At 72.3% G+C, this 25,737-nt stretch carries 28 protein-coding genes; 23 read left to right on the top strand and 5 right to left on the bottom strand.

Translation table 11 applies throughout. The features are described 5' to 3' along the window. Positions 1-31: 31 nt before the first annotated feature. Positions 32-3,574: a DNA polymerase III subunit alpha gene (gene dnaE / locus EES41_RS11230; RefSeq protein ID WP_123077729.1), complete on the top strand. Its 3,543-nt coding sequence runs from the start codon at positions 32-34 to the stop codon at positions 3,572-3,574. A gap of 105 nt (positions 3,575-3,679) precedes the next feature. On the opposite strand, the gene EES41_RS41365 is transcribed toward dnaE, so the two are convergent. Continuing rightward, a complete protein-coding gene (locus tag EES41_RS41365; protein WP_164495806.1) occupies positions 3,680-3,844 on the bottom strand; it encodes a hypothetical protein in 165 nt (54 codons plus the stop codon). A 211-nt stretch (positions 3,845-4,055) separates the two neighbouring features. Here EES41_RS41365 and EES41_RS11225 point away from each other — a divergent pair, with 211 nt between their 5' ends. From EES41_RS11225 to EES41_RS11210, 4 genes are all read left to right on the top strand, one after another. After that, on the top strand, positions 4,056-5,360 hold the full coding sequence (locus EES41_RS11225; protein ID WP_123077727.1) for an NYN domain-containing protein: 1,305 nt from the start codon (positions 4,056-4,058) through the stop codon (positions 5,358-5,360). A 143-nt stretch (positions 5,361-5,503) separates the two neighbouring features. Then, complete coding sequence (locus EES41_RS42925; protein WP_254211751.1) at positions 5,504-6,409, top strand: ABC transporter ATP-binding protein; 906 nt, start codon at positions 5,504-5,506, stop codon at positions 6,407-6,409. After that, positions 6,406-7,182 (top strand): ABC transporter permease, encoded by a 777-nt coding sequence (locus EES41_RS11215; RefSeq protein WP_037791488.1) that lies wholly within the window; start codon positions 6,406-6,408, stop codon positions 7,180-7,182. Before EES41_RS42925 ends, EES41_RS11215 begins: the two co-directional genes overlap by 4 nt. A 49-nt stretch (positions 7,183-7,231) precedes the next feature. After that, positions 7,232-7,933: a DUF2567 domain-containing protein gene (locus EES41_RS11210; RefSeq protein WP_254211405.1), complete on the top strand. Its 702-nt coding sequence runs from the start codon at positions 7,232-7,234 to the stop codon at positions 7,931-7,933. Between the two features lie 169 nt (positions 7,934-8,102). On the opposite strand, the gene ybaK is transcribed toward EES41_RS11210, so the two are convergent. The 3 genes from ybaK to EES41_RS11195 are packed head-to-tail and all read right to left on the bottom strand — an operon-like array spanning position 8,103 to position 11,000. Further along, entirely contained in the window at positions 8,103-8,594 is a 492-nt protein-coding gene (gene ybaK / locus EES41_RS11205; protein ID WP_123077721.1) for a Cys-tRNA(Pro) deacylase, read from the bottom strand. Then, positions 8,594-9,331 carry an LON peptidase substrate-binding domain-containing protein gene (locus EES41_RS11200; RefSeq protein ID WP_123077719.1) on the bottom strand — a complete coding sequence of 246 codons (738 nt, stop codon included), beginning with the start codon at positions 9,329-9,331 and terminating at the stop codon, positions 8,594-8,596. Before EES41_RS11200 ends, ybaK begins: the two co-directional genes overlap by 1 nt. A 34-nt stretch (positions 9,332-9,365) precedes the next feature. Next, positions 9,366-11,000 (bottom strand): oxidoreductase, encoded by a 1,635-nt coding sequence (locus EES41_RS11195; protein WP_123077717.1) that lies wholly within the window; start codon positions 10,998-11,000, stop codon positions 9,366-9,368. A gap of 124 nt (positions 11,001-11,124) precedes the next feature. Between EES41_RS11195 and hisD the strand changes: the two genes are divergently transcribed. Genes hisD through hisF form a run of 8 tightly spaced genes read left to right on the top strand, consistent with a single transcriptional unit; the run spans position 11,125 to position 16,835 of the window. After that, positions 11,125-12,465, top strand: a complete 1,341-nt coding sequence (gene hisD, locus EES41_RS11190) for a histidinol dehydrogenase (protein ID WP_123077715.1) — start codon at positions 11,125-11,127, stop codon at positions 12,463-12,465. After that, positions 12,462-13,568 (top strand): histidinol-phosphate transaminase, encoded by a 1,107-nt coding sequence (locus tag EES41_RS11185; RefSeq protein WP_123077713.1) that lies wholly within the window; start codon positions 12,462-12,464, stop codon positions 13,566-13,568. The genes hisD and EES41_RS11185 overlap by 4 nt, the downstream gene beginning before the upstream one ends. After that, on the top strand, positions 13,565-14,158 hold the full coding sequence (gene hisB, locus EES41_RS11180) for an imidazoleglycerol-phosphate dehydratase HisB (RefSeq protein ID WP_008738630.1): 594 nt from the start codon (positions 13,565-13,567) through the stop codon (positions 14,156-14,158). The genes EES41_RS11185 and hisB overlap by 4 nt, the downstream gene beginning before the upstream one ends. Positions 14,159-14,160: 2 nt before the next feature. Next, positions 14,161-14,328 (top strand): hypothetical protein, encoded by a 168-nt coding sequence (locus tag EES41_RS41360; protein WP_037791482.1) that lies wholly within the window; start codon positions 14,161-14,163, stop codon positions 14,326-14,328. Beyond that, on the top strand, positions 14,325-14,975 hold the full coding sequence (hisH, locus tag EES41_RS11175; protein WP_073774413.1) for an imidazole glycerol phosphate synthase subunit HisH: 651 nt from the start codon (positions 14,325-14,327) through the stop codon (positions 14,973-14,975). The genes EES41_RS41360 and hisH overlap by 4 nt, the downstream gene beginning before the upstream one ends. Beyond that, complete coding sequence (gene priA, locus EES41_RS11170) at positions 14,975-15,706, top strand: bifunctional 1-(5-phosphoribosyl)-5-((5-phosphoribosylamino)methylideneamino)imidazole-4-carboxamide isomerase/phosphoribosylanthranilate isomerase PriA (protein ID WP_008738616.1); 732 nt, start codon at positions 14,975-14,977, stop codon at positions 15,704-15,706. The genes hisH and priA overlap by 1 nt, the downstream gene beginning before the upstream one ends. Then, positions 15,703-16,083 carry a RidA family protein gene (locus EES41_RS11165; RefSeq protein ID WP_123077711.1) on the top strand — a complete coding sequence of 127 codons (381 nt, stop codon included), beginning with the start codon at positions 15,703-15,705 and terminating at the stop codon, positions 16,081-16,083. Before priA ends, EES41_RS11165 begins: the two co-directional genes overlap by 4 nt. Beyond that, positions 16,080-16,835 (top strand): imidazole glycerol phosphate synthase subunit HisF, encoded by a 756-nt coding sequence (gene hisF, locus EES41_RS11160; RefSeq protein WP_008738612.1) that lies wholly within the window; start codon positions 16,080-16,082, stop codon positions 16,833-16,835. Before EES41_RS11165 ends, hisF begins: the two co-directional genes overlap by 4 nt. A gap of 99 nt (positions 16,836-16,934) precedes the next feature. Here the strand turns inward: hisF and EES41_RS11150 are convergent, their stop codons facing one another. Next, on the bottom strand, positions 16,935-17,567 hold the full coding sequence (locus EES41_RS11150; protein WP_123077709.1) for a TIGR03085 family metal-binding protein: 633 nt from the start codon (positions 17,565-17,567) through the stop codon (positions 16,935-16,937). An 83-nt stretch (positions 17,568-17,650) separates the two neighbouring features. Between EES41_RS11150 and hisI the strand changes: the two genes are divergently transcribed. From hisI to EES41_RS11100, 10 genes are all read left to right on the top strand, one after another. After that, positions 17,651-18,016: a phosphoribosyl-AMP cyclohydrolase gene (gene hisI / locus EES41_RS11145; RefSeq protein ID WP_123077707.1), complete on the top strand. Its 366-nt coding sequence runs from the start codon at positions 17,651-17,653 to the stop codon at positions 18,014-18,016. A gap of 15 nt (positions 18,017-18,031) precedes the next feature. Then, a complete protein-coding gene (locus EES41_RS11140; protein WP_123077705.1) occupies positions 18,032-19,534 on the top strand; it encodes an anthranilate synthase component I in 1,503 nt (500 codons plus the stop codon). A 74-nt stretch (positions 19,535-19,608) separates the two neighbouring features. Further along, positions 19,609-20,247, top strand: coding sequence for a TIGR02234 family membrane protein (locus tag EES41_RS11135; RefSeq protein WP_123077703.1), 639 nt, complete (start codon positions 19,609-19,611; stop codon positions 20,245-20,247). A gap of 109 nt (positions 20,248-20,356) precedes the next feature. Beyond that, positions 20,357-20,608: an HGxxPAAW family protein gene (locus tag EES41_RS11130; protein WP_037797444.1), complete on the top strand. Its 252-nt coding sequence runs from the start codon at positions 20,357-20,359 to the stop codon at positions 20,606-20,608. A 149-nt stretch (positions 20,609-20,757) separates the two neighbouring features. After that, entirely contained in the window at positions 20,758-21,195 is a 438-nt protein-coding gene (locus tag EES41_RS11125) for a DUF2752 domain-containing protein (protein WP_254211750.1), read from the top strand. A 183-nt stretch (positions 21,196-21,378) separates the two neighbouring features. After that, complete coding sequence (gene trpC / locus EES41_RS11120; protein ID WP_037797442.1) at positions 21,379-22,188, top strand: indole-3-glycerol phosphate synthase TrpC; 810 nt, start codon at positions 21,379-21,381, stop codon at positions 22,186-22,188. 9 nt (positions 22,189-22,197) lie between these two features. Beyond that, on the top strand, positions 22,198-22,440 hold the full coding sequence (gene trpM, locus EES41_RS42920; protein ID WP_073774408.1) for a tryptophan biosynthesis modulator TrpM: 243 nt from the start codon (positions 22,198-22,200) through the stop codon (positions 22,438-22,440). A gap of 172 nt (positions 22,441-22,612) precedes the next feature. Next, complete coding sequence (trpB, locus tag EES41_RS11110) at positions 22,613-23,857, top strand: tryptophan synthase subunit beta (protein WP_123077699.1); 1,245 nt, start codon at positions 22,613-22,615, stop codon at positions 23,855-23,857. After that, positions 23,854-24,666: a tryptophan synthase subunit alpha gene (trpA, locus tag EES41_RS11105; RefSeq protein WP_123077697.1), complete on the top strand. Its 813-nt coding sequence runs from the start codon at positions 23,854-23,856 to the stop codon at positions 24,664-24,666. The genes trpB and trpA overlap by 4 nt, the downstream gene beginning before the upstream one ends. 110 nt (positions 24,667-24,776) lie before the next feature. After that, entirely contained in the window at positions 24,777-25,676 is a 900-nt protein-coding gene (locus EES41_RS11100; protein WP_123077695.1) for a thioredoxin domain-containing protein, read from the top strand. Positions 25,677-25,737 lie beyond the last annotated feature (61 nt).

The following is a 25,737-nucleotide window of genomic DNA, read 5'->3' as shown; positions in this document are numbered from 1 at the left end:
CCCCCTCTCTCCCCGCCGGAGGACTCCCACCGTGACCAAGACGCCGTTCACGCACCTGCACGTCCACACCCAGTACTCGCTGCTGGACGGTGCCGCGCGGCTGAAGGACATGTTCAACGCGTGCAACGAGATGGGCATGACGCACATCGCCATGTCCGACCACGGCAACCTGCACGGCGCGTACGACTTCTTCCACACCGCGCAGAAGTCGGGCGTCACGCCGATCATCGGCATCGAGGCGTACGTCGCCCCCGAGTCCCGGCGCAACAAGCGGCGCATCCAGTGGGGCCAGCCCCACCAGAAGCGGGACGACGTCTCCGGTTCCGGCGGTTACACCCACAAGACGATCTGGGCGGCGAACTCCACCGGCCTGCACAACCTCTTCCGGCTGTCCTCCGACGCGTACGCCGAGGGCTGGCTCACGAAGTGGCCCCGCATGGACAAGGAGACCATCAGCCAGTGGTCCGAGGGGCTCATCGCCTCCACCGGCTGCCCCTCCGGCGAGCTCCAGACCAGGCTGCGCCTCGGCCAGTTCGACGAGGCCCTGAAATCGGCCTCCGAGTACCAGGACATCTTCGGCAAGGACCGGTACTTCCTGGAGCTGATGGACCACGGCATCGAGATCGAGCGCCGGGTCCGCGACGGGCTGCTGGAGATCGGCAAGAAGCTCGGCATCCCGCCGCTGGTCACGAACGACTCGCACTACACGTACGCGAGCGAGGCCACCGCCCACGACGCCCTGCTCTGCATCCAGACCGGCAAGAACCTCTCGGACCCGGACCGCTTCCGCTTCGACGGCACCGGCTACTACCTGAAGTCCACGGACGAGATGTACGCCATCGACTCCTCGGACGCCTGGCAGGAGGGCTGCGCCAACACGAAGCTGGTCGCGGACCAGATCGACACCGAGGGCATGTTCAAGTTCCGGAACCTGATGCCGAAGTTCGACATCCCGGAGGGCCACACCGAGGTCAGCTGGTTCCGCGAGGAGACCATGCGCGGCATGCACCGCCGCTACCCCGGAGGCATCCCGGACGACCGGCTGAAGCAGGCCGAGTACGAGATGGACACGATCATCTCGATGGGCTTCCCGGGCTACTTCCTCGTGGTCGCCGACTTCATCATGTGGGCCAAGAACCAGGGCATCGCGGTGGGCCCGGGCCGAGGCTCCGCGGCCGGTTCGATCGTCGCGTACGCCATGGGCATCACCGACCTCGACCCGCTCACCCACGGTCTGATCTTCGAGCGCTTCCTGAACCCCGAGCGCGTCTCCATGCCCGACGTCGACATCGACTTCGACGAGCGCAGGCGCGTCGAGGTGATCCGGTACGTGACCGAGAAGTACGGCCAGGACAAGGTCGCCATGATCGGGACCTACGGCACGATCAAGGCCAAGAACGCGATCAAGGACTCCGCGCGCGTCCTGGGCTACCCGTACGCCATGGGCGACCGGCTCACCAAGGCCATGCCCGCCGACGTCCTCGGCAAGGGCATCCCCCTCTCCGGCATCCTCGACCCGCAGCACCCCCGCTACGGCGAGGCCGGCGAGATCCGCGGGATGTACGAGAACGAGCCGGACGTCAAGAAGGTCATCGACACCGCGCGCGGCGTCGAGGGTCTGGTCCGCCAGATGGGCGTGCACGCCGCCGGCGTGATCATGTCCAGCGAGACGATCACCGACCACGTGCCCGTCTGGGTACGGCACACGGACCAGGTGACCATCACCCAGTGGGACTACCCGAGCTGCGAGTCGCTCGGCCTGCTGAAGATGGACTTCCTCGGCCTGCGCAACCTCACGATCATGGACGACGCCGTCAAGATGGTGAAGGCGAACAAGGGGATCGACATCGATCTCCTCGGCCTCCCGCTCGACGACCCCAAGACCTTCGAACTGCTCGGCCGCGGCGACACCCTCGGCGTCTTCCAGTTCGACGGCGGGCCCATGCGCTCCCTGCTGCGCCTGATGAAGCCCGACAACTTCGAGGACATCTCCGCCGTCTCGGCCCTGTACCGGCCGGGCCCGATGGGCATGAACTCGCACACGAACTACGCCCTGCGCAAGAACAAGCAGCAGGAGATCACCCCGATCCACCCGGATCTGGAGAAGCCCCTCGAAGAGGTGCTCGCGGTCACCTACGGCCTGATCGTGTACCAGGAGCAGGTGCAGAAGGCCGCCCAGATCATCGCCGGGTACTCGCTCGGCGAGGCCGACATCCTGCGCCGCGTGATGGGCAAGAAGAAGCCCGAGGAGCTGGCGAAGAACTTCACCATCTTCCAGGAGGGCGCCCGGAAGAACGGCTATAACGACAAGGCCATCCAGGCCCTGTGGGACGTCCTGGTGCCCTTCGCCGGCTACGCCTTCAACAAGGCCCACTCGGCGGCGTACGGCCTGGTCTCCTACTGGACCGCCTACCTCAAGGCGAACTTCCCGGCCGAGTACATGGCGGGGCTCCTGACCTCGGTCAAGGACGACAAGGACAAGTCCGCGATCTACCTGAACGAGTGCCGCCGCATGGGCATCAAGGTGCTCCCGCCGAACGTGAACGAGTCCGAGCCGAACTTCGCCGCCCAGGGCGACGACGTGATCCTCTTCGGCCTCACCGCCGTCCGCAACGTCGGCAACAACGTCGTCGACTCGATCATCAAGACGAGGAAGGCCAAGGGGAAGTACTCGTCCTTCCCCGACTTCCTCGACAAGGTCGAGGCCGTGGTCTGCAACAAGCGGACCGTCGAGTCGCTGATCAAGGCCGGCGCCTTCGACGAGATGGGCCACACCCGCAAGGGCCTGGTCGCCCACCACGAACCGATGATCGACAACGTGGTCGCGGTCAAGCGCAAGGAGGCCGAGGGACAGTTCGACCTCTTCGGCGCGATGGGCGACGAGGCCGGCGGCGACGAGCCGGGCTTCGGGCTCGACGTCGAGTTCTCCGACGTGGAGTGGGAGAAGTCCTACCTGCTCGCCCAGGAGCGCGAGATGCTCGGCCTGTACGTCTCGGACCACCCGCTGTTCGGCCTGGAGCACGTACTGTCCGACAAGACGGACGCCGGTATCTCCCAGCTCACCGGCGGCGAGCACTCCGACGGCGCGGTCGTCACCATCGGCGGCATCATCTCCGGCCTCCAGCGCAAGATGACCAAGCAGGGCAACGCCTGGGCCATCGCCACCGTCGAGGACCTGGCCGGCTCCATCGAGTGCATGTTCTTCCCGGCGACCTACCAGCTCGTCTCCACCCAGCTCGTCGAGGACACCGTCGTGTTCGTCAAGGGCCGCCTCGACAAGCGCGAGGACGTGCCCCGCCTGGTCGCCATGGAGATGATGGTCCCCGACCTCTCGTCGGCCGGAACGAACGCCCCCGTGGTGCTCACCATCCCGACCGTCAAGGTCACTCCGCCGATGGTGACCCGACTGGGGGAGATCCTGCGCCACCACAAGGGCAACACCGAGGTGCGGATCAAGCTCCAGGGGCCCCGGACCACGACCGTGCTGCGGCTCGACCGGCACCGGGTGCAGCCCGACCCGGCGCTGTTCGGTGACCTCAAGGTGCTCCTCGGACCGTCCTGCCTGGCCGGATAGCGGCCACGACGGCAGCCGTCGCACGGCCTTCGCACATGTCGTCGCACCCACGGAAGGGCGCACCCGGCAGCCGGGTGCGCCCTTCCGTGCTCGTGCGGGGGAAGGTCAGTTGTGGCCGAACTTCTTTTCCTTGCGCTTGTGGGCCATGTCCATGGGACTCGGCGACGTCGACGAGGACATCGACTCGGTTTCCGTCGAACCCTTGGCCGGCTCCTGCGCGGAGCGCGGCTGCTGCTTCGCGGGCTGCTGGCGGTTCTTGTTCTTGGCCATGGTGGAGCCTCCGTGAGGGTCTAGGTGCCAGGACCGCCTTCACACTCACACAGCACCACAAAACGCGCATTTTGGATCATTACTGCGCGTAGCCGAGGGACTCTTCCCGGCCCCGTCGTGAGATCCGCCACGCCGATGATCGAGTTCCGGCCGTCAACACCCTTGCGGTCGGGCAGACTCGGGGAAAACCAGAGGACCCCCACGGAAGAGGGTGGAACGCGTGGACCGCTGCGTCGTCCTGGTGGACGCCGGCTATCTGCTGGGCGCCGCCGCAAGCCTTCTCGCGGGGGAGCCCTCACGCTCCCGCATCACAGTCGACCATGCCGCCCTCATCCAGGGCCTGCGCGAGCGGGCCGAGGCCGACACCGAGCAGCCGCTGCTGCGGATCTACTGGTTCGACGGCGCCCCCGACCGGGTACCGCAGCCCGAACACCGGCGGCTGCGCGTCATGCCCCGCGTCACCGTCCGGCTCGGCGCCCTGACCCGCAGCGACGGCCGCTGGGCGCAGAAGGGCGTGGACGCCGCGATGCACGCCGAGCTCACCGAACTGGCCCGCAACCGCGCCTGCTCCGACGTCGTGCTCGTCACCGGCGACGGGGACCTGCTCCCCGGGCTGATGTCCGCCAAGGAACACGGGGTCGCCGTCCACCTCTGGGCCGTCCAGGCCGCCGACGGGGACTACAACCAGTCCGAGGACCTCGTCGCCGAAGCCGACGAACGCCGGGTCCTGGACCGTGCCTGGATCACCCGGGCCGTCCGCGCCAAGGACCTCGCCGGGCTCTGCCCGCCGCCGCCAGCGCCCCGTCCCGAGATCGCCGCCATCCTCTCCGCCCCGCTCCCCGAGGCCGCGCTGGCCGAGGCCGCCCGCAACGGCTCCTCCGCCCAGGCCGCGCCGGACACCACCGAGCACGGGACCCCCGTACCGGCGCCCGCGAACGAGGGGGCCAAGCCCGTACCCACCCCCAAGGACCTCGCCACCCTGCGCGCGCCCGGGCAGCCGCTCACCCCCGCGCAGCCCTCCCACGCCCCGGCCGGCAGCAGCGCCCTGCGGTGGTCCTCCGACAAGGGCTGGATCGACCGGGCCGGGCCGCTGGGAGAGCCCGCCGAGACCGCCTCCCTGCCCACCCTCGCCCAGCTCACCAGCGCCGAGCAGCGCTGGGCCGACCGCGAGGAGGACATCACCACCGTCGGCGGTGACCCGTTCGAGGTCGGGCAGGTGTTCGCCAGGCGCTGGATGGAACGCCTCCCGGAGACCGTCCACCTGCAGAAACTGGCCACGATGTACCCGCGGATCCCGCACCGCATCGACGGGGAGCTGCTGCGCTACGCCGCCCGCTTCGGGCTGCTCGCGCACAAGGACGACCAGATCGACGAACACGACCGCTACGCCATCCGCGCCGGGTTCTGGCGGGAGATCGACGTCCGTGCCGCGGCCGAGCACGTGGGTGGTGCACCGGCCCCCGTACCCGGAGTGCCGGGAGACCCCGGCGGCCGGGTGAGGGTGGAAGACGCGTAGGCTGCTCCCTCGTGAGTACGGGCACAGCACCAGCGGATCAGCACACGGCAGCGGCCGCGGAAGCGGCCTCGGACGTGGTCTGCGCGGTACGTGACCTGGTCAAGACCTACCCCGCCGTACGGGGCCGGCGGGGGGCTCCGGCCATGCCCGAGACCCGCGCCACCGACGGGATCTCCCTGGACGTCCGGCGCGGCGAGATCTTCGGCCTGCTCGGCCCGAACGGCGCCGGCAAGTCCACCCTGGTCCGCCAGCTCACCGGGCTGCTGCGGCCCGACACCGGCTCCGTGACCCTGCTCGGCCACGACCTCGTACGCCACCCCGAGCGGGCGTCCCGGCTGCTCGCGTACCTGGGGCAGGAGTCCACAGCCCTGGACGAGCTCACGGTGGCGCTGGCCGCCGAGACCACGGGACGGCTGCGCGGGCTCGGCGCCCGGCAGGCGCGGGCCGCGCGGGACGCCGTACTGGAGGAACTCGGACTGACCGAGATCGCCGGGCGGCCCCTGAAGAAACTCTCCGGCGGGCAGCGGCGGCTGGCCTGCTTCGCCGCCGCGCTGGTGGGCGAACGGCCCGTCCTCGTCCTCGACGAACCCACCACCGGCATGGACCCCGTGGCACGGCGCGCCGTCTGGTCGGCGGTGGACCGGCGGCGCGAGCGGCACGGGGCCACGGTCCTGCTGGTCACCCACAACGTCATCGAGGCCGAGACCGTCCTCGACCGGGTCGCCGTCGTCGACCAGGGCAAGGTCATCGCCTGCGACACCCCGGCCGGGCTCAAGGCCAAGGTCTCCGGCGAGGTCCGGCTGGAACTGGTGTGGCGGACCGGCGCGCCCCGGGAGGTGCCCGAGGTCGCGGCGCTGGCCCCGCTGGCCGTCGCGTCGGGGCGCCGGTGGGTGCTGCGGCTGCCGCCGGACGAGGCGAGGGCGGCCGTGGCGGCCGTCACGGGGGGCCCGGCGTTCGCCGCGCTCGACGATTTCACGTTGGCCACGCCCAGCCTGGAGGACGTGTACCTCGCACTGGGCGGCCGGATGAAGGGGCTGGTCAAGGCGTGAGCGCCGGTGCCGTTGCCGTTGCCGAGCTCGCCCCGCGGGCGCGCTTCTTCCCCGCGCTGGCGGCCGTGTACCGGGCACAGCTGTCCCGGGCGCGGGTCGCGCGGATCCCGCTGCTGTTCGTGGCGACCTTCCAGTCCGTCGGGATCATGATCCTGATGCGGGGCGTCGTGGACGGGGGCTCGGAGGCGCGGGCCGTCGTCGCCGGATCGTCGGTCCTGGTCGTCGCGTTCGTCGCGCTGAACCTGCTCGCCCAGTACTTCGGGCAGCTGCGGGCGAGCGGCGGGCTCGACCACTACGCGACCCTGCCGGTGCCGCCCGCGTCGGTGGTGCTGGGCGCGGCCGCCGCGTACGCCTCCTTCACCCTGCCGGGGACGCTGGTGACGGCCGTCTTCGGGTGCCTGCTGTTCGGGCTGCCGATGGGCGGCCTGTGGATCCTGGCCGCGGTGGTGCCGCTGGCGGGGGCCGCGCTGGCCGGGCTGGGCGCGGCGCTGGGCCTGCTGGCGCCGCGGCAGGAGCTGGCCACGCTGGCCGGGCAGTTGGGCATGTCGGCGGCGCTGCTGCTGGGCGTGCTGCCGCCGGAGCGGATGCCGGGCGTGATCGTATGGGCGCGGGACCTGCTGCCGTCCACGTACGGGGTGGAGGCGTTCGCGCGGACCTTCGCGCCGCATCCGGACTGGGCGACGGTCGCCTTCGACCTCGGGGTCTGCGGGGCCGTGGGCGTACTGTCCCTGGCCGTCGCCACGTGGGCCTACCGGCGGGCGGCGGTCGGCTGACGCGGATGCCGGCAGACCCGCCGCCCCGAACACCTGGCACGATGTGGGAGTGACCGAAGCCGTGACCCCGCCGTCTCCTTCTCCGTCCGACCCGCCGTCGGAGGCGTTGCCGCCCGAGAAGCCGGGCGGCTCCGCCGCCGACTCCGGCTCTGACTCCGCCGCTGGCTCCGCCTCCGCCGAGAACGCGATCACTCCCGCGGACATCCGCGACGGGGCCGCCGTGGCCCTGCTGGTGGGTGTCGCCGGGGTGCTCCTCGGGGCGCTGTGGGTGTGGCTCGCGCCGCGGGTGCAGTACGTCTCCAACGGGGAGGCCGTTTTCCTGCGGAACACCGAGAGCGAGGGGCGGATCGGGTCCGACGGGACGTTCCTGATGCTCTCGGCCGGACTGGGCGCGCTGAGCGCGGTGGCCGTGTTCCTGTGGCGGCGCCGCGGGGGCGTGCCGCTGGTGATCGGGCTCGGGGTGGGCTCCGTGTTCGCCGCGCTGGTGGGGTGGCGGGTGGGGCTGTGGCTCGGCCCGACGTCCGACCTGGTGGTGGCGGCCGGGAAGGCGGGCAAGGGGGTGCCCTTCGACGCGCCGATGCAGTTGCTGGCGTACGGGGTGCTGCTGGGGTGGCCGATGGTGGCGATCCTGGTGCACCTGGGGCTCACGGCCGTCTGGGGTCCGAAGGACCCGCCGGCCGCCGATGCCGAGCCCTGGGCCGGGGCCTACACCACCCCGGACGGCCTCCTGCCGCGGCCTCCGCAGGACTGACCCCGCGAGGGTGCCGTCGGGGTGCTCCCGCCCGGGACCCGCCGCTGCGCGGGGCTGTCCCCTCCCCGCCCTTCCACCGTTCGCCGGGCCCTGCCCGGACCCGCGCCTCAAACGCCGGCGAGGCTGAATCATCCGGGGCTGCGCCTCGGACGCTTGGGAGCCGGCCAGGCTAGGGGCGGGCTATGGGGGACGTCGTGGCCGAGGTGAGGGCCGCCAGGGTGGCCGGGGGGAGTTCGACCTCCAGGCCCCGGCGGCCGGCCGAGACGCAGATGGTCGGGTGGGCGGCCGCCGACGCGTCCAGGACCGTACGCAGCCGCTTGCGCTGCCCCAGCGGGGAGATCCCGCCACGGACGTAACCCGTGGTGCGCTCCGCCAGCGCCGGATCGGCCATCGCCGCCCGCTTCCCGGAGACCGCGGCCGCCAGCGCCTTCAGGTCGAGGCTGCCCGACACCGGGACCACCGCCACCACCAGCGCCCCGTCCACCTCCGCGATCAGGGTCTTGAACACCCGGTCGGGGGAGACGCCCATCGCCTGCGCCGCCTCCTCGCCGTACGAGGGGTGCGCCGGGTCGTGCTCGTACGCGTGGACCGTGAACTCCGCCGCGGCTGCGGTCAGCGCCACGATCGCCGGGGTGCCCGCCGGCTGCTTCTTCTTCGCCATCAGTTCGGGCTCGTCGGTGTGCGCGTCAGGTCAACCGCCGGCAGGGACGGCAGGTGGCGGATCACCGCCGTCTCCGCGCGCAGCAGCTTCAGCTCCTCCGCCAGCCGGGTCGCCGTGTCCGGGGCCTGGAGCAGCCGCTGCTTCGCCGGGATGTCCAGCACGGCCGCCGCCGCCACCAGGTACGACACGACCGAAGGCTCGTCGGGGAGCTCGGTGCCCGCCAGGGACCGCTCACGGGCCCCCGCCAGCCGCTTCTGGTAGGTGCGGAACGCCCGCAGCACCCCCTCGGCGAGCGCGCCCGCGCCCTCGCCCGCGTCCTCGGGCAGCTCCTCCAGCTCGGCCACCAGGAACGGGCCCGACGCGTCGACGGAGAGCAGGCGGACCCGCGTCGTCCCCGTCGACATCACCTCGAAGCTGCCGTCCTCGCGCTCGCGGATCGCCGCCGCGTCCGCGACGCAGCCCACCCGGTGGAAGGCCTGGATCGGGTCCGCGCCGAAGCCCGCCGCCGGCCCGCGTTCGGGCAGCGCCGTCGGGTCGGGCAGGCCGGGCGCGGTCGGCGCGACCTCCCGGCCGTCGCGGATGGCGACGACCGCGAAACGCCGCGGCTCGTCCTCGCCCGCCTTCAGCAGCTCGCGCATCATGGCGCGATAACGCTCCTCGAAGATGTTCAGCGGTAGCACGAGGCCCGGGAACAGCACCTGGTTCAGCGGGAAGAGGGGCAGGCGAACGGTGGTCACGAGGCACAGGGTAATGGCCAGGACCCGGACCCCGTCACCCCCGCCTCAGCAGCCGTGAGGCTCCCGCCGCCACCGTCGTGGCCAGGATCCACCCCAGCAGGACGAGGGCCGCCGCGCCCCACTGCCAGCCGCCCTCCAGCCGCCACTGGCCCTCCTGCCCCAGATCGATCACCGGCAGCAGCAGGTCCAGCGCGAACAGCGCCGCGCTCCACCGCGGGTGCTCGTCCGCCTTGATCGGCGGCGGGTCGTACTGGGAGAACAGCAGGGACCCCGCCGCCCACAGCACCGCCATCCACAGCGCGGCCCGCCCCGGGCGGTAGCCGTAGACCACCGTCCAGTCCTGGAGGTGGCCCCACGCCCTCGCCGCCGGGGGCAGCGTCGCCCGCCGACGGCGCTGCTTGGCGAGCAGCACCTCGCGGGCGTCCGCGTCCTCGCCACTGGCCCGCAGCACCGCCGCGAGCCGCTCGTACGGCTCCGGGGAGTACTCGGGCGTGGCCGCCTCCACCCACGCCACCCGGCGCGCCAGCGGGAAGTGTCCCCGGGGCGCGAGGTTCTCGTAGGCGAATCCCTCGATCGAGACCCCGCCCGGGCCCGGCCAGCTCGTGGAGGTGTCCACGAGCTTGACGACCTTCGCCCCGGACAGCACCACCCGGCCCCGCTCGGGCCGCTCGCCCACGAACCGCAGCTCCGGTGTCTGGATCCGGCGCAGCGACACCTCCTGCTCCTGCGCCAGGGTGAACCGGGCCCCGTAGAAGTCGACGGCGTCGCCGAACCGGCCGTCGTCCAGGCGCAGCCCGCCCCGGCACTCGAAGCGCTGGGTCCGCTGCCCGGGCACCGGGGTCTGGGTGATCCCGTACGGAGGAGTGGAGGAGCCCGAGCCACCGGGTACGTAGTCCATCGCGATGGAGGTCAGGTAGAGGGTCCGCCCGACGGTCAGCTGCGGGGCGTTCAGCGCGCGCCGCCCGCCCGGGTTGCGCAGCCGGGCCCCGCGCAGGTTCATCGACACGCCGACGCTCGCCCCGCGCAGGCTGATCTCCCCGTACGTCTCCAGCAGCTCGCCCTGGAAGTCCTGCGCGACCGACAGGCCGTCGGCGGCGATCGCCCGGCCCTTGCCGTCCTGCCGCACCTGGGCCTGGCTGACCAGCAGGTCCGTGCCGATCTGCGCGTCGGTGAGGCGGATCCCGCGCGCCACCCGGCAGCGCGGCAGGTGCAGGTCGCCCTCGGTGTGCAGCCGGGCCGCGTCCAGCCGGGGTATCGCGCAGTTCACCATCCGCAGGGTGGCGAACCGGGTCTCGGACAGCTGGATCTCGCTGTCGAAGCGGCAGGACTGGAACTCCACGTACGGCAGGACCGTGCCGCCGGACAGGTCGAGCCTCCCGCTGATCCGCACACCTCGCAGCTTCAGCGAGGCCACCCGGCCGGGCACCGGCGGCGGGCCGTGGAGCAGCAGCAGCGCGACCACGCGGGCGCGCACGGCGCGCTCGGGCCCCCAGACCCGCGGCCCATGCGGATCGTCGGCCTCCGGGCTCCGGTCGCGGTCCGCCGCGCCGCCGCGCTCCCGTTCCCGGGCGGTGAGGTCGCAGACGTCACCGGTCCGGTACGAGCGCCACATCAGCCGCTCGGCGTCCGTGAGGTCCGCCGGTTCCTCGCCCGCGCGCGCCTCGGTCATCGCGGCCCCCCTCCGCTCCACCTGCGTGTACGGGAACGCTAACGGGCGGCAGTGACACCCGGGGCGTGTATCAGCCAGTGATACGGGCGGACGGTGGCGCGAGGCGGTCTGAGAGAATTGGGAGGTGATCTCTCGTATCGACCTGCGCGGTGACGCCCTCCCCGAGGGCGGCGCCCTGCGCGATCTGCTGCCCCGTGCCGAGTTCGACGTAGAAGCTGCCCTGGAGAAGGTGCGGCCCATCTGCGAGGACGTCCATCATCGTGGCACCGCGGCGCTGATCGAGTACGCGCGGAAGTTCGACGGGGTGGAGCTGGAGCAGGTCAGGGTGCCCGCCGAGGCGCTGAAGACCGCCCTCGAAGAGCTGGACCCGGCCGTCCGCGCCGCCCTGGAGGAGTCCATCCGCAGGGCCCGGATCGTGCACCGCGAGCAGCGCCGCACCGAGCACACCACCCAGGTGGTCCCCGGCGGCACCGTGACCGAGAAGTGGGTTCCGGTCGAGCGCGTGGGGCTGTACGCCCCGGGCGGCCGTTCCGTGTACCCGTCGTCGGTCGTCATGAACGTCGTCCCGGCGCAGGAGGCGGGCGTCGAGTCGATCGCGCTCGCGTCCCCGCCGCAGAAGCCCGCTTTCGAAGGAGACCCGGCCGGCGGCCTGCCGCACCCGACGATCCTCGCCGCGTGCGCGCTGCTCGGGGTCGACGAGGTGTACGCGGCGGGTGGGGCCCAGGCCGTGGCGATGTTCGCGTACGGGACCGAAGAGTGCCCGCCCGCCAACATGGTGACCGGCCCCGGCAACATCTGGGTCGCCGCCGCCAAGCGCTACTTCACCGGGAAGATCGGCATCGACACCGAGGCCGGCCCCACCGAGATCGCGGTCCTCGCGGACGCCACGGCCGATCCGGTGCACGTCGCCGCCGACCTGATCAGCCAGGCCGAGCACGACCCGCTGGCCGCCGCCGTCCTCGTCACGGACTCCGCGGAGCTCGCGGACGCCGTCGAGCGCGAGCTGGAGCCGCAGGTCGCGGCCACCAAGCACGTCGAGGACCGGATCAAGCCGGCGCTCGCGGGCAAGCAGTCCGCGATCGTGCTGGTCGACAGCCTGGAGGCCGGGCTCAAGGTCGTCGACGCGTACGGCGCCGAGCACCTGGAGATCCAGACGGCCGACGCCGCCGCCTGGGCCGCCCGGGTGCGCAACGCCGGCGCGATCTTCGTCGGCCCGTGGGCCCCCGTCTCGCTCGGCGACTACTGCGCCGGGTCGAACCACGTGCTGCCCACCGGCGGCTGCGCCTGCCACTCCTCCGGCCTGTCCGTCCAGTCGTTCCTGCGCGGCATCCACATCGTCGACTACACGCGCGACGCCCTCGCCGAGGTCACCCACCACGTGGTCACCCTGGCCGAGGCCGAGGACCTGCCCGCGCACGGCGCCGCCCTGAAGGCGCGCTTCGGATGGAAGGTCCCGCGGTCATGACCGGCATCGACGACCTCCCCATCCGCGAGGAACTCCGGGGCAAGACCCCGTACGGCGCCCCGCAGCTCGACGTGCCCGTCCAGCTGAACACCAACGAGAACCCGTACGAGCTCCCCGAGGAGCTGGTGCGCCGCATCGCCGAGCGCGTCGCCGACGCCGCCCGCACCCTCAACCGCTACCCCGACCGGGACGCGGTCGAGCTGCGGACCGAGCTGGCCGCCTACCTCACCCGGACCGGCAAGCACCCGGTGGCGACGGAGAACGTCTGGGCCGCCAACGGCTCCAACGAGATCATCCAGCAGCTGCTCCAGACCTTCGGCGGGCCCGGCCGGACCGCGATCGGCTTCGAGCCCTCGTACTCCATGCACGCGCTGATCTCGCGCGGCACCGGCACGGACTGGATCTCCGGCCCGCGCCGGGAGGACTTCCGCGTGGACGTGGAGGCGGCGGAGCAGGCGATCGCCGCGCACGCGCCCGACGTCGTCTTCATCACCTCGCCCAACAACCCCACGGGCACCGCGGTCGAGGCGGAGACGGTCCTCGCCCTCTACGAGGCCGCGCAGGCGGCCAAACCCTCCCTGGTCATCATCGACGAGGCGTACGTCGAATTCAGCCACCGGGACTCCCTCCTCCCGCTGATCGAGGGCCGCCCGAACCTGGTGGTCTCCCGGACCATGTCCAAGGCCTTCGGCGCCGCCGGACTGCGCCTGGGCTACCTGGCCGCGCACCCCGCCGTGGTCGACGCCGTCCAGCTGGTGCGCCTGCCGTACCACCTGTCGGCCGTCACCCAGGCGACCGCGCTGGCCGCCCTGGAGCACACCGACACCCTGCTCGGCTACGTGGAGCAGCTCAAGGCCGAGCGGGACCGCCTCGTCGCCGAGCTGCGGGCCATCGGCTACGAGGTCACCGAGTCCGACGCGAACTTCATCCAGTTCGGGAAGTTCGAGGACGCGCACACCGCCTGGCAGAAGATCCTCGACCAGGGCGTCCTGGTCCGTGACAACGGCGTACCCGGCTGGCTGCGGGTCACCGCGGGCACCCCGGCAGAGAACGACGCGTTCCTGGAAGCGGTTCGCGCACTGAAGAAGGAGCAGCAGGCATGAGCCGCATCGGACGGGTCGAGCGCACCACGAAGGAGACCTCGGTCGTCGTCGAGATAAACCTCGACGGCACCGGCAAGGTCGACGTCTCGACGGGCGTCGGCTTCTACGACCACATGCTCGACCAGCTCGGCCGCCACGGCCTCTTCGACCTCACGGTCAAGACCGACGGCGACCTGCACATCGACACCCACCACACCATCGAGGACACCGCCCTCGCGCTCGGCGCCGCCTTCCGGCAGGCCCTCGGCGACAAGGTGGGCATCTACCGCTTCGGCAACTGCACCGTCCCGCTGGACGAGTCCCTCGCCCAGGTGACCGTCGACCTCTCCGGCCGCCCGTACCTCGTGCACACCGAGCCCGAGAACATGGCGCCGATGATCGGCTCGTACGACACGACGATGACGCGGCACATCTTCGAGTCCTTCGTGGCGCAGGCCCAGATCGCCCTGCACATCCACGTCCCGTACGGCCGCAACGCCCACCACATCGTGGAGTGCCAGTTCAAGGCCCTCGCCCGGGCCCTGCGCTACGCCGCCGAGTTCGACCCGCGCGCGGCCGGGATCCTGCCCTCCACGAAGGGCGCCCTCTAGTCGTGAACGGCCTCAACACCATCCTGATCGTCGTCGGCCTGTTCCTGGCCGGCGGCGTCTACTCCTTCCAGAAGCAGCAGATGCCGAAATCGGTCGTCATCCTGCTCGCCATCGGCTCCGCGATGTGTCTCGCCGCCGGAGTCCTGCGAATCCAAGGAATCTGGGAATGAGCGCAGCCCGCCCCACCAAGACGGTCGTCGTCTTCGACTACGGCTTCGGCAACGTCCGCTCCGCCGAGCGCGCCCTCGCGCGCGTCGGCGCGGACGTCGAGATCACCCGCGACTACGACAAGGCCATGGACGCGGACGGCCTCCTCGTCCCCGGCGTAGGAGCCTTCGACGCCTGCATGCGGGGCCTCAAGGACGTCCGCGGCGACTGGATCATCGGCCGCCGGCTCTCCGGCGGCCGCCCCGTCATGGGCATCTGCGTGGGCATGCAGATCCTCTTCGAGCGCGGCATCGAGCACGGCGTCGAGACCGAGGGCCTCGACGAGTGGCCCGGCACGGTCGAGCCGCTGCGCGCCCCGGTCGTCCCCCACATGGGCTGGAACACCGTGGACGCCCCGGCCGACAGCCAGGCCTTCAAGGGCCTGGACGCCGACTCCCGCTTCTACTTCGTGCACTCGTACGCGGTCCGCAGCTGGGAGCTGGAGGTCACCAACCCGGCGATCCGCGCCCCCAAGGTCACCTGGGCCACGCACGGCGAGCCCTTCGTCGCGGCGGTGGAGAACCGGGCCCTGTGGGCCACCCAGTTCCACCCCGAGAAGTCCGGCGACGCCGGCGCCCAGCTCCTCACCAACTGGATCGAGACCCTCTGATGCCCGTCAACAAGCTGGAACTCCTCCCCGCGGTCGACGTCCGCGACGGGCAGGCCGTCCGCCTCGTGCACGGCGTGTCCGGGAGCGAGACCTCCTACGGCTCCCCGCTGGAGGCCGCCCTCGCCTGGCAGGCCTCCGGCGCCGAGTGGCTGCACCTGGTCGACCTCGACGCCGCCTTCGGCACCGGTGACAACCGGGCCCTGGTCGCCGAGATCACCGGCGCCATGGACATCAAGGTCGAGCTGTCCGGCGGCATCCGCGACGACGCCTCGCTCGCCGCGGCCCTCGCCACCGGCTGCACCCGGGTCAACCTCGGCACCGCCGCGCTGGAGACCCCCGAATGGGCCGCCAAGGCCATCGCCGAGCACGGCGACCGGATCGCCGTCGGTCTCGACGTACGCGGCACCACCCTCAAGGGCCGCGGCTGGACCAGCGAGGGCGGGGACCTGTACGAGACCCTGGCCCGCCTGGACTCCGAGGGCTGCGCCCGCTACGTCGTCACCGACATCGGCAAGGACGGCACGCTGACCGGCCCCAACCTGGAGCTGCTGAAGAACGTCTGCGCCGCCACCGACCGGCCCGTCGTCGCCTCCGGCGGCATCTCCTCGCTGGAGGACCTGCGGGCGCTGGCCGCGCTGGTGCCGCAGGGCGTCGAGGGCGCGATCGTCGGCAAGGCCCTGTACGCCAAGGCCTTCACCCTGGAAGAAGCCCTGAAGGTGGTCTCCGCATGAGTTCCGTACGTCGTATCTCCTCCGGCGGCCCCTACGAGGACGTCATCGGCTACTCCCGCGCCGTGCGGCTCCCGAACGGGCTCGTCCTCGTCTCCGGCTGCACCGCGGGCGACGCGGGCGGCCCGTACGACCAGACCGTCGCGGCCTTCGACGTCGCCTTCAAGGCCCTCGCCCAGGCCGGCCTCGGCCCCGAGGACGTGGTGCGCACCCGCATGTACCTCACCCACGCCCGCGACGTGGACGAGGTGGGCCGCGCCCACAAGCAGCTCTTCGACTCCGTCCGCCCCGCCGCGACGATGCTCATCGTCTCCGGCTTCGTCGACCCCGGCATGGTCGTCGAGGTGGAGGTCGAGGCGTACGGGGAGGCGTCCGCATGAGCCTCTCCGTACGGGTGATCCCCTGCCTGGACGTGGACAACGGCCGGGTCGTCAAGGGCGTCAACTTCCAGAACCTGCGCGACGCCGGCGACCCGGTGGAGATGGCCAAGCTGTACGACGCCGAAGGCGCCGACGAGCTGACCTTCCTCGACATCACCGCGTCCTCCGGGAACCGCGAGACCACCTACGACGTGGTGCGGCGCACCGCCGAGCAGGTCTTCATCCCGCTGACCGTGGGCGGCGGCGTCCGCACCGCGGACGACGTGGACAAGCTGCTGCGGGCCGGCGCGGACAAGGTCGGCGTCAACACCGCCGCCATCGCCCGCCCCGACCTCATCCGCGAGATCGCCGAGCGCTTCGGCCGGCAGGTGCTGGTGCTGTCGGTGGACGCGCGGCGCACCGCCTCGGGTTCCTTCGAGGTCACCACGCACGGCGGCCGGCAGAGCGCCGGCATCGACGCGGTCGAGTGGGCGCACCGGGCGGCCGAGCTGGGCGCCGGGGAGATCCTGCTGAACTCGATGGACGCCGACGGCACCAAGGACGGCTACGACACCGAGATGATCGCGGCCGTCCGCAAGCACGTCACCGTCCCGGTGATCGCCTCCGGCGGCGCGGGCAGGCTGGAACACTTCGCGCCGGCCATCGACGCGGGCGCCGACGCGGTGCTCGCGGCGTCCGTGTTCCACTTCGGCGACCTGCGCATCGGGCAGGTCAAGGACACGCTGCGGGAGGCGGGCCACCCGGTCCGCTGACCCCGCACCACCGGTCGGGCCGGGGCCTGCTTCCCCACCCCGGCCGGGCCGGGCGCGGGCGGGGCGGCCCGTGGTGCGGGCCGCCGGGCCGGGGCCGGGTCAGATGCCGAGTTCGGCCACCGTCAGTTTCGCGATCGCCTCCGGCGGGCCGTCCAGCTCGACCGCCGCCGCGTCCTGGCGGCCGAAGCAGAACAGGGTCAGCTCACCCGGATCGCCCGTGACCGTCACCACCGGGGTGCCCTTGTGCGCCACCGAGGTCTGGCCGTTCGGGCGGCGCAGCACCAGGCCCACCGGGGAGCGGCGGCCCGTCAGGCGGGCCAGCTTCTCCAGGCGGGACCACAGCGCGTCCGAGAACACCGGGTCCAGCTCCCGCGGCGACCAGTCCGGCTGGGCGCGCCGGACGTCCTCGGCGTGGACGTAGAACTCCACCGCGTTCGCCGCCTCGTCGATCTGCTTCAGCGAGTACAGCGACATCTTCGGCGGGCCGGTCCTGATCAGCCGGACCAGTTCCTCGTACGGCTTGGCCGTGTACTCCTCCATCGCCTTGTCCAGGCGCGCCTTCAGCACGTTCAGCAGCAGACCGCCCGCCGCGTCCGGGCGACGCTCCCGGACGACCACGTGCGCCGCCAGTTCCCGCGCCCGCCAGCCGTCGCACAGCGTCGGCGCCTGCGGCCCCACCGCCTCCAACAGGTCCGCCAGCAGGAGGCGTTCGCGCTTCGCATGGGTAGACATGCGGGCCAGCCTACGGCCGGCACCGCCGGGGCGGCGCCCATCAGGCGGACGGAGATCCATATCCCGGCCCGCGGCGCGGCACAATGTCCCCCATGAGTACGTCCTCCCTCGACCCCGCCATCGCCGCCCGCCTCAAGCGGTCCGCGGACGGTCTGGTCCCGGCCATCGCCCAGCAGTACGACACCGGTGAGGTGCTGATGCTCGGCTGGATGGACGACGAGGCCCTGCACCGCACACTGACCACCGGCCGCTGCACGTACTGGTCGCGCAGCCGCCAGGAGTACTGGGTCAAGGGGGACACCTCCGGCCACTTCCAGCACGTGAAGTCCGTCGCCCTCGACTGCGACGCCGACACCGTGCTCGTCAAGGTCGACCAGGTCGGAGCCGCCTGCCACACCGGCACCCGCACCTGCTTCGACGCCGATGTCCTCCTCAGCGACGCCGACTAGCCAGGGACCCGCACCATGGATCTTGAGACGTTCCGCAAGCTCGCGGTCGACCGCCGCGTCATCCCCGTCAGCCGCAAACTGCTGGCCGACGGGGACACCCCCGTGGGGCTCTACCGGAAGCTGGCCGCCGAACGCCCCGGCACCTTCCTGCTGGAGTCCGCCGAGAACGGCCGCTCCTGGTCGCGCTACTCCTTCGTCGGCGTGCGCTCCGACGCGACCCTGACCGTCCGCGACGGGCAGGCGCACTGGATCGGGGCCGCGCCCGTCGGCGTACCCACCGACGGCGACCCGCTCGACGCCCTGCGCGCCACCGTCGAGGCCCTGCACACCCCCCGCGACCTCGCCGCGGTCCTCGGCGGGACACTGCCCCCCTTCACCGGCGGCATGGTCGGCTACCTCGGCTACGACATCGTCCGCCGCCTGGAGCGCATCGGCGAGCACACCGAGGACGACCTCAAGCTGCCCGAGCTGACCATGCTCCTCACCTCCGACCTGGCCGTCCTGGACCACTGGGACGGCACCGTCCAGCTCATCGCCAACGCGATCAACCACAACGACCTCGACACCGGCGTGGACGAGGCGTACGCGGACGCGGTCGCCCGCCTCGACGCCATGGAGGCCGACCTCGCGCGGCCCGCGCCCTACGCGCCCACCCCGCTGCCCGCCTCCGAGCTCCCCGAGTTCTCGGCGCTGTGGGGCGGCGCGGAGTACCAGGCCGCCGTGGAGGACGTGAAGGAGCGCATCCGCGCCGGCGAGGCCTTCCAGGTGGTGCCCTCGCAGCGGTTCGAGACCCCCTGCCACGCCTCCGCCCTGGACGTCTACCGGGTGCTGCGGGCCACCAACCCGTCCCCGTACATGTACCTCTTCCGCTTCGAGAACGGCTTCGACGTGGTCGGGTCCAGCCCCGAGGCGCTCGTCAAGGTCGAGGACGGGCGGGCCATGGTCCACCCGATCGCCGGCACCCGGCATCGCGGCGCCACCCCGCAGCAGGACCACGAGCTCGCCGAGGAGCTGATGGCCGACCCCAAGGAGCGCGCCGAGCACCTCATGCTCGTCGACCTGGGCCGCAACGACCTCGGCCGGGTCTGCGAACCGGGCTCGGTGGAGGTCGTCGACTTCATGTCGATCGAGCGCTACTCCCACGTCATGCACATCGTCTCCACCGTCACCGGGCGGGTCGCCGAGGGCAAGACCGCCTTCGACGTCCTCACCGCCTGCTTCCCGGCCGGCACCCTCTCCGGCGCGCCCAAGCCGCGCGCCATGCAGATCATCGAGGAGCTGGAGCCCTCCCGCCGCGGCCTGTACGGGGGCTGCGTCGGGTACCTCGACTTCGCCGGGGACTCGGACACGGCCATCGCGATCCGCACCGCGCTGCTGCGCGACGGCACGGCGTACGTACAGGCCGGCGCCGGGGTCGTCGCCGATTCGGTGCCCGAGCTGGAGGACGCGGAGTGCCGCAACAAGGCGGCCGCCGTGCTCCGCGCCGTCGGAGCGGCGAACCGCCTCCACGGAGCCTGAGGGCGTAGGGGATAGTGGGGTACGTGAGTGCCGTACCCCCGCCCCGAAACGATGCCGCGCCCGAGCCGGACCCCGTGTCCGGGTCCGAGGCCGAGGCCACCGAAAGCCCGGCCGGCCGCGCCGGCCGCCGCAGCGTGGCCGTCGCCCTGCTGTGCGGCGCGCTGGGCGCCACCGTCGTCCTGCTCGCCTCCGGCCGGGTCTGGGCCCGGGGCAGCGCCGCCGTCGGCGACGGCTCCCTCCCGCTGGCGGCGGACGGGCGCGCCGTCACCGGGCTCCCGGCGGCGCTGGCCATCGTCGGCCTCGCCGCCCTCGTCGCGGTGTTCGCCGTCCGGGGCAAGGGCCGGCTGCTGGTCTCCGCGCTGCTCGCGCTGAGCGGCCTGGGCGCCGCCCTGGCGGCGGTGGCCGGGGCCGACGACCGGAAGGCGCTGGACGCCGAGGCCGCCCGCACCACCGCGGACACCGCCGCGCAGGTGATGGGACTGAGCCATACGGCGTGGCCGTACGTCACGGCTTCCGGAGCCGTCCTGATCCTGCTCGCGGGGCTGCTGGCCCTGCGGTTCGGCCGTGCCTGGCCCGCGATGGGCGGCCGCTACGAGCGTGACGGCAGCCCCCGGACGCGCAAACCGGTCGCGGTGGACCCGGACCGGCCGGAGGACTTGTGGAAGGCTCTGGACCGGGGCGAGGACCCCACTCGCCGCCCGGACGGTGCCTGACACCGTCCGTGACCCCCGTGGACGGCGACCCCGCCCCGTGCGGGACAATGACACCGAGCGTTCGACACAGCACGTGCGACAGATCAGACAGATCAACGAGGAGCAACTCATGGCGGGCACTAGCCACGGACACACCCCGGCCGCCTGGACCGGTGTCATCATCGCCTTCATCGGTTTCTGCGTCTCCGGCGCCTTCATGGTGCTCGCGAACCCGGTCGGCTTCTGGGCCGGCCTGGTCGTCGTCGCACTCGGCGGTGTCGTGGGCCTGGCCATGAAGGCCGCGGGCATGGGTGCGCCGAAGGCCGCCCACGACGACCTCGCCGTCGTCATCGCCGCCAACAAGGCCACCGCGAAGGTCTGAGTCCGCATTCGAAAGGCGCGGCCCGTCGGGCTGCGCCTTTTGTCATGACCGGAGAGAATCAGCTGGTGGACGCCTCCCCCCGCACCCCCGACGGCGCGCCGGTGCCGCCCGCGCCGGTGCCGCCCGCGCCGGTGAACTCCGCGCCCGCGATGCCCGCGCCCGCGCCGTCCGCAGCGCCCGGGCAGGTCTCCAGGGCCCGGCGGCTCGCGCTCCCGGCGTTCACGCTGGCCTCGGTCGTGGGGGCCTTCGCGTACGTGGGCACCGTCGACCCCAACGAGCCCGGCCACTACCCGGTCTGCCCGCTGTTCCGGCTGACCGGCGTGCTGTGCCCCGGCTGCGGCGGGCTGCGCAGCGCCCACGCGTTCGCCCACGGCGATCTCGTCACCGCCCTCGGGGCGAACGCCATGGCCGTCGTCGGCTACTTCGGCTTCGCCGTCTTCATGGCCCTGTGGCTCGTACGGGCCTACCGCGGCGCTCCCGCTCCCCGGTTCGCCCCGCAGCCGCGGTACTGGTGGGTCATCGGAGCGGTGGCGCTGGTTTTTTCCGTCATCCGGAATCTTCCCTTCGGATCCGCCCTGGCGCCCTGACGCCCGGGCGGGGCCCGGGCAGGGCCCGGACGGAGAGCGGATCGCGGATGTCCAGTCACTGGGACACCGACACGTCCGTGCGGAGGCCACGGCGACCTGCGGATACCATTTGAGTGCTGACCTTGCGGTGATACGTGTCTGCAAGGCGGCCGACCGTCATCGACCCGGAAGGGGGCCGCTCGCGTGAGTGTGCTCGACGAGATCATCGAAGGGGTCCGCGAAGACCTTGCCGAACGGCAGGCTCGCGTCAGCCTCGACGAGCTCAAGGAGCGTGCCGCCAAGGCGCCCCAGGCCAAGGACGGTGTCGCGGCCCTGCGCGGCGACAGCGTCAAGGTGATCTGCGAGGTCAAGCGCTCCAGCCCCTCCAAGGGCGCGCTGGCCGCCATCGCGGACCCGGCCGGGCTCGCCGCCGACTACGAGGCGGGCGGGGCGGCGGTCATCTCCGTCCTGACCGAGCAGCGCCGCTTCGGCGGCTCGCTGGCCGACCTGGAGGCCGTCCGCGCCCGCGTGGACATCCCGATCCTGCGCAAGGACTTCATCGTCACGGCGTACCAGCTGTGGGAGGCCCGCGCCTACGGCGCCGACCTCGCGCTGCTGATCGTCGCGGCGCTGGAGCAGGAGGCCCTCGTCTCCCTCATCGAGCGGGCCGAGTCCATCGGCCTCACCCCGCTCGTCGAGGTCCACGACGAGGAGGAGGTCGAGCGCGCGGTCGCCGCCGGCGCCAAGATCATCGGCGTCAACGCCCGCAACCTCAAGGACCTCAAGGTCGACCGCGCCACCTTCGAGCGCGTCGCCCCCGAGATCCCGGACCACATCGTCAAGATCGCCGAGTCCGGCATCCGTGGCCCGCACGACCTCATCGCCTACGCGAACGAGGGCGCCGACGCCGTCCTCGTCGGGGAGTCCCTGGTCACCGGACGCGACCCGAAGGCGGCCGTGGCCGACCTCGTCGCCGCCGGCGCCCACCCCGCCCTGCGGCACGGGCGGAGCTGACCCGTCCCCATGGCCCCCCACCGTCCCTCCGTCCGCACCCGATCGGGCCACGGCCCGGCCGGCGTGCCGACGGCGCACGCGCCCCTGGCGCGCGGCTGCCGCCCCCGCGGCTGCCGCGCCCCGGCCCGGCGCGTCCACGGGCGGCGGGTGCGGTACGTGATCGGCTCCGAGCCCGGTCAGGTCAACGGCATGCGATGGCGCACCAGGCGAAGCGCTGTGACGAGGGCTGTCCCGGCCCGGTACGCCGACTGACGTACCGCGCCGCGCGGCACCCCCGTACGGTCCGCCGTCCCGAGCCGCCGGCTCCGGGCGCGGGCCGCCGTCCGACCACGCCCGCACCCGCTCCCGCAGCGGGGTGCGCGTACCGCGGACCGGCGGCGCAATACGGTGCATCCATCCCATCGCACCCGTAGGAGTACTGGCCATGTCCAGCACCTCGTTCTTCATTCCGGACCCGGAGGGTCACACCCCCAACGCCGAGGGTTACTTCGGCGACTTCGGCGGCAAGTTCATCCCCGAGGCGCTCGTCGCCGCCGTGGACGAGGTCGCCGTCGAGTACGACAAGGCCAAGGACGACCCGGCCTTCGCGGCCGAGCTCAACGACCTGATGGTCAACTACACGGGCCGGCCCAGCGCCCTCACCGAGGTGCCCCGGTTCGCCGAGCACGCCGGCGGCGCCCGGATCTTCCTCAAGCGCGAGGACCTCAACCACACCGGCTCGCACAAGATCAACAACGTGCTGGGCCAGGCGCTGCTCACCAAGCGCATGGGCAAGACCCGCGTCATCGCCGAGACCGGCGCCGGCCAGCACGGCGTGGCCACCGCCACCGCGTGCGCCCTCTTCGGCCTCGACTGCACCATCTACATGGGCGAGATCGACACCCAGCGCCAGGCCCTGAACGTGGCCCGGATGCGGATGCTGGGCGCCGAGGTCATCGCCGTGACCTCGGGCTCGCGCACCCTCAAGGACGCCATCAACGAGGCGTTCCGCGACTGGGTCGCCAACGTGGACCAGACCCACTACCTCTTCGGCACCGTCGCCGGCCCGCACCCCTTCCCTGCCATGGTCCGCGACTTCCACCGGGTCATCGGGGTCGAGGCCCGCCGCCAGATCCTGGAGCGCGCCGGCCGGCTGCCCGACGCCGCCCTGGCCTGCGTCGGCGGCGGCTCCAACGCCATCGGCCTCTTCCACGCCTTCATCCCGGACGCCGACGTCCGCCTGATCGGCTTCGAGCCCGCCGGGCACGGCGTCGAGACCGGCGAGCACGCGGCCACCCTGACCGCGGGCGAGCCGGGCATCCTGCACGGCTCCCGCAGCTACGTCCTCCAGGACGAGGAGGGCCAGATCACCGAGCCGTACTCCATCTCGGCCGGACTGGACTACCCCGGCATCGGCCCGGAGCACTCCTACCTCAAGGACTCCGGCCGCGGCGAGTACCGCGCGGTCACCGACGACGCGGCGATGCAGGCCCTGCGCCTGCTCTCCCGCACCGAGGGCATCATCCCGGCCATCGAGTCGGCACACGCCCTCGCGGGCGCCCTCGACGTGGGCAAGGAGCTCGGCAAGGACGGCCTGCTGGTCGTCAACCTGTCCGGTCGCGGCGACAAGGACATGGACACGGCGGCCCGCTACTTCGGGCTGTACGACGGCGAGGGGGAGTCGAAGTGAGCGGCAACATCCAACTGCTGAGCGACACCCTCGCCAAGGCGAAGTCCGAGGACCGCGCGGCCCTCGTCGCCTACCTCCCGGCGGGCTTCCCCACCGTGGACGGGGCCATCGAGGCGGTCAAGGCCGTCCTCGCGGGCGGCGCGGACGTCGTCGAGATCGGCCTCCCGCACAGCGACCCGGTCCTGGACGGCGCGATCATCCAGACCGCCGACGACATCGCCCTGCGCGGCGGCGTCAAGATCGCAGACGTGCTGCGCACCGTGCGCGAGGCGCACGAGGCCACCGGGGCCCCGATCCTGGTGATGACGTACTGGAACCCCATCGACCGCTACGGCGTCGAGCGGTTCGCCGCCGAGCTGGCGGCGGCGGGCGGCGCGGGCTGCATCCTCCCCGACCTGCCGGTCCAGGAGTCCGCGCTGTGGCGCGAGCACGCGGCCGAGCACGGTCTCGCGACCGTCTTCGTCGTGGCCCCCAGCAGCAAGGACGAACGCCTGGCCACCATCACGGCCGCAGGTTCCGGTTTCGTCTACGCCGCCTCGCTGATGGGCGTCACCGGAACCCGCGAGTCGGTCGGCAACCAGGCCGAGGACCTGGTGCGCCGCACCCGCGCCACCAGCGACCTGCCGGTCTGCGTCGGCCTGGGCGTCTCCAACGCCGTCCAGGCGAAGGAGGTCGCCGGATTCGCGGACGGTGTGATCGTCGGCTCGGCCTTCGTGAAGCTGCTGCTGGAGGCGCCGGACCTGCCGGCCGGGCTGGAGGCCGTACGGGCGCTGGCGGGCGAGCTCGCGGACGGTGTGCGCAGGAGCTGACCTCCGCGTTCGATTGACGACGGGCACCCCTGAGCGGGTTCTGTAGCCCGATCGGGTGGAAGTGGGGGCGGGGAGGCACGCGAGTGCCTCCCCGCTTCGTTTGGCCGAACGTGAGCGAGAAGAACGACGGTGCGAACCGCGATGCGACCAAACGATCGGCCCGGGAGCGACTCCAGGAGGAGCGCGAGCGGGAGAAGTCCCGGGAGAAGCGCCGGCGGACCCTCCTCGTGGCGGCGGCGGTGGTCGGCGTGCTCGGCCTCGCGGCCGTCGTCGGCCTGATCGCGGCCAACGCGGGCAAGGACGACACGGACAAGGCCGGGCCCGTGGTCGCCCCCTCCGGGGCCACCGGCAAGGACGCGCTCGCGATCCGCACCGGCAAGGACGGGGCGAAGTCCACCCTGACCGTGTGGGAGGACTTCCGCTGCCCGGCCTGCAAGGCCTTCGAGGACAACTACCGGGCCACCGTCCACGAGCTGGAGGCCAAGGGCCTGCTCAACGTGGACTACCACCTGGTCACCCTGATCGACGGGAACATGGGCGGCAGCGGCTCCCTCAAGGGCGCCAACGCGGCCGCCTGCGCGCAGGACGCCGGCAAATTCGCCGAGTACCACGACGTGCTGTTCCAGAACCAGCCGCAGGAGGCCGACGACGCCTACGGCAAGAACGCCAAGCTGCTGGAGCTGGCGGGCAAGGTGCCGGGGCTGGACACCCCCGAGTTCCGCGCCTGCGTGGAGGAGGGGAAGCACAACAGCTGGGTGGCCAAGTCCTTCGCGGCCTTCTCAGCCGGGAAGTTCAAGGGCACCCCGACGGTGCAGCTGAACGGCAAGGACATCTTCGCGGACCAGGCCAACCCGCTGACCCCGCAGAAGCTGAAGGAGCAGGTCGAGGCCGCGGCGAAGGGCTCCGGCGCCGCCGCCCCGAAGAGTAGCGGAAAGCCCTCGCCCTCCGGTTCCGCTTCCGCCTCGGCGGCGTCGTCGGCGCCGGGTACCAGGGGGGCCGCGGGCCGCTGAGGCCATGTGTCGATTTGACGGCAGGTTGCCGGGCGGGTTGCGGTCCGCACCGCCCGGCAGG

It is taken from the genome of Streptomyces sp. ADI95-16 (assembly GCF_003721495.1).
GTDB classification, from domain to species: domain Bacteria; phylum Actinomycetota; class Actinomycetes; order Streptomycetales; family Streptomycetaceae; genus Streptomyces; species Streptomyces goshikiensis.
This window is presented reverse-complemented; position numbering and strand designations above follow the sequence as displayed.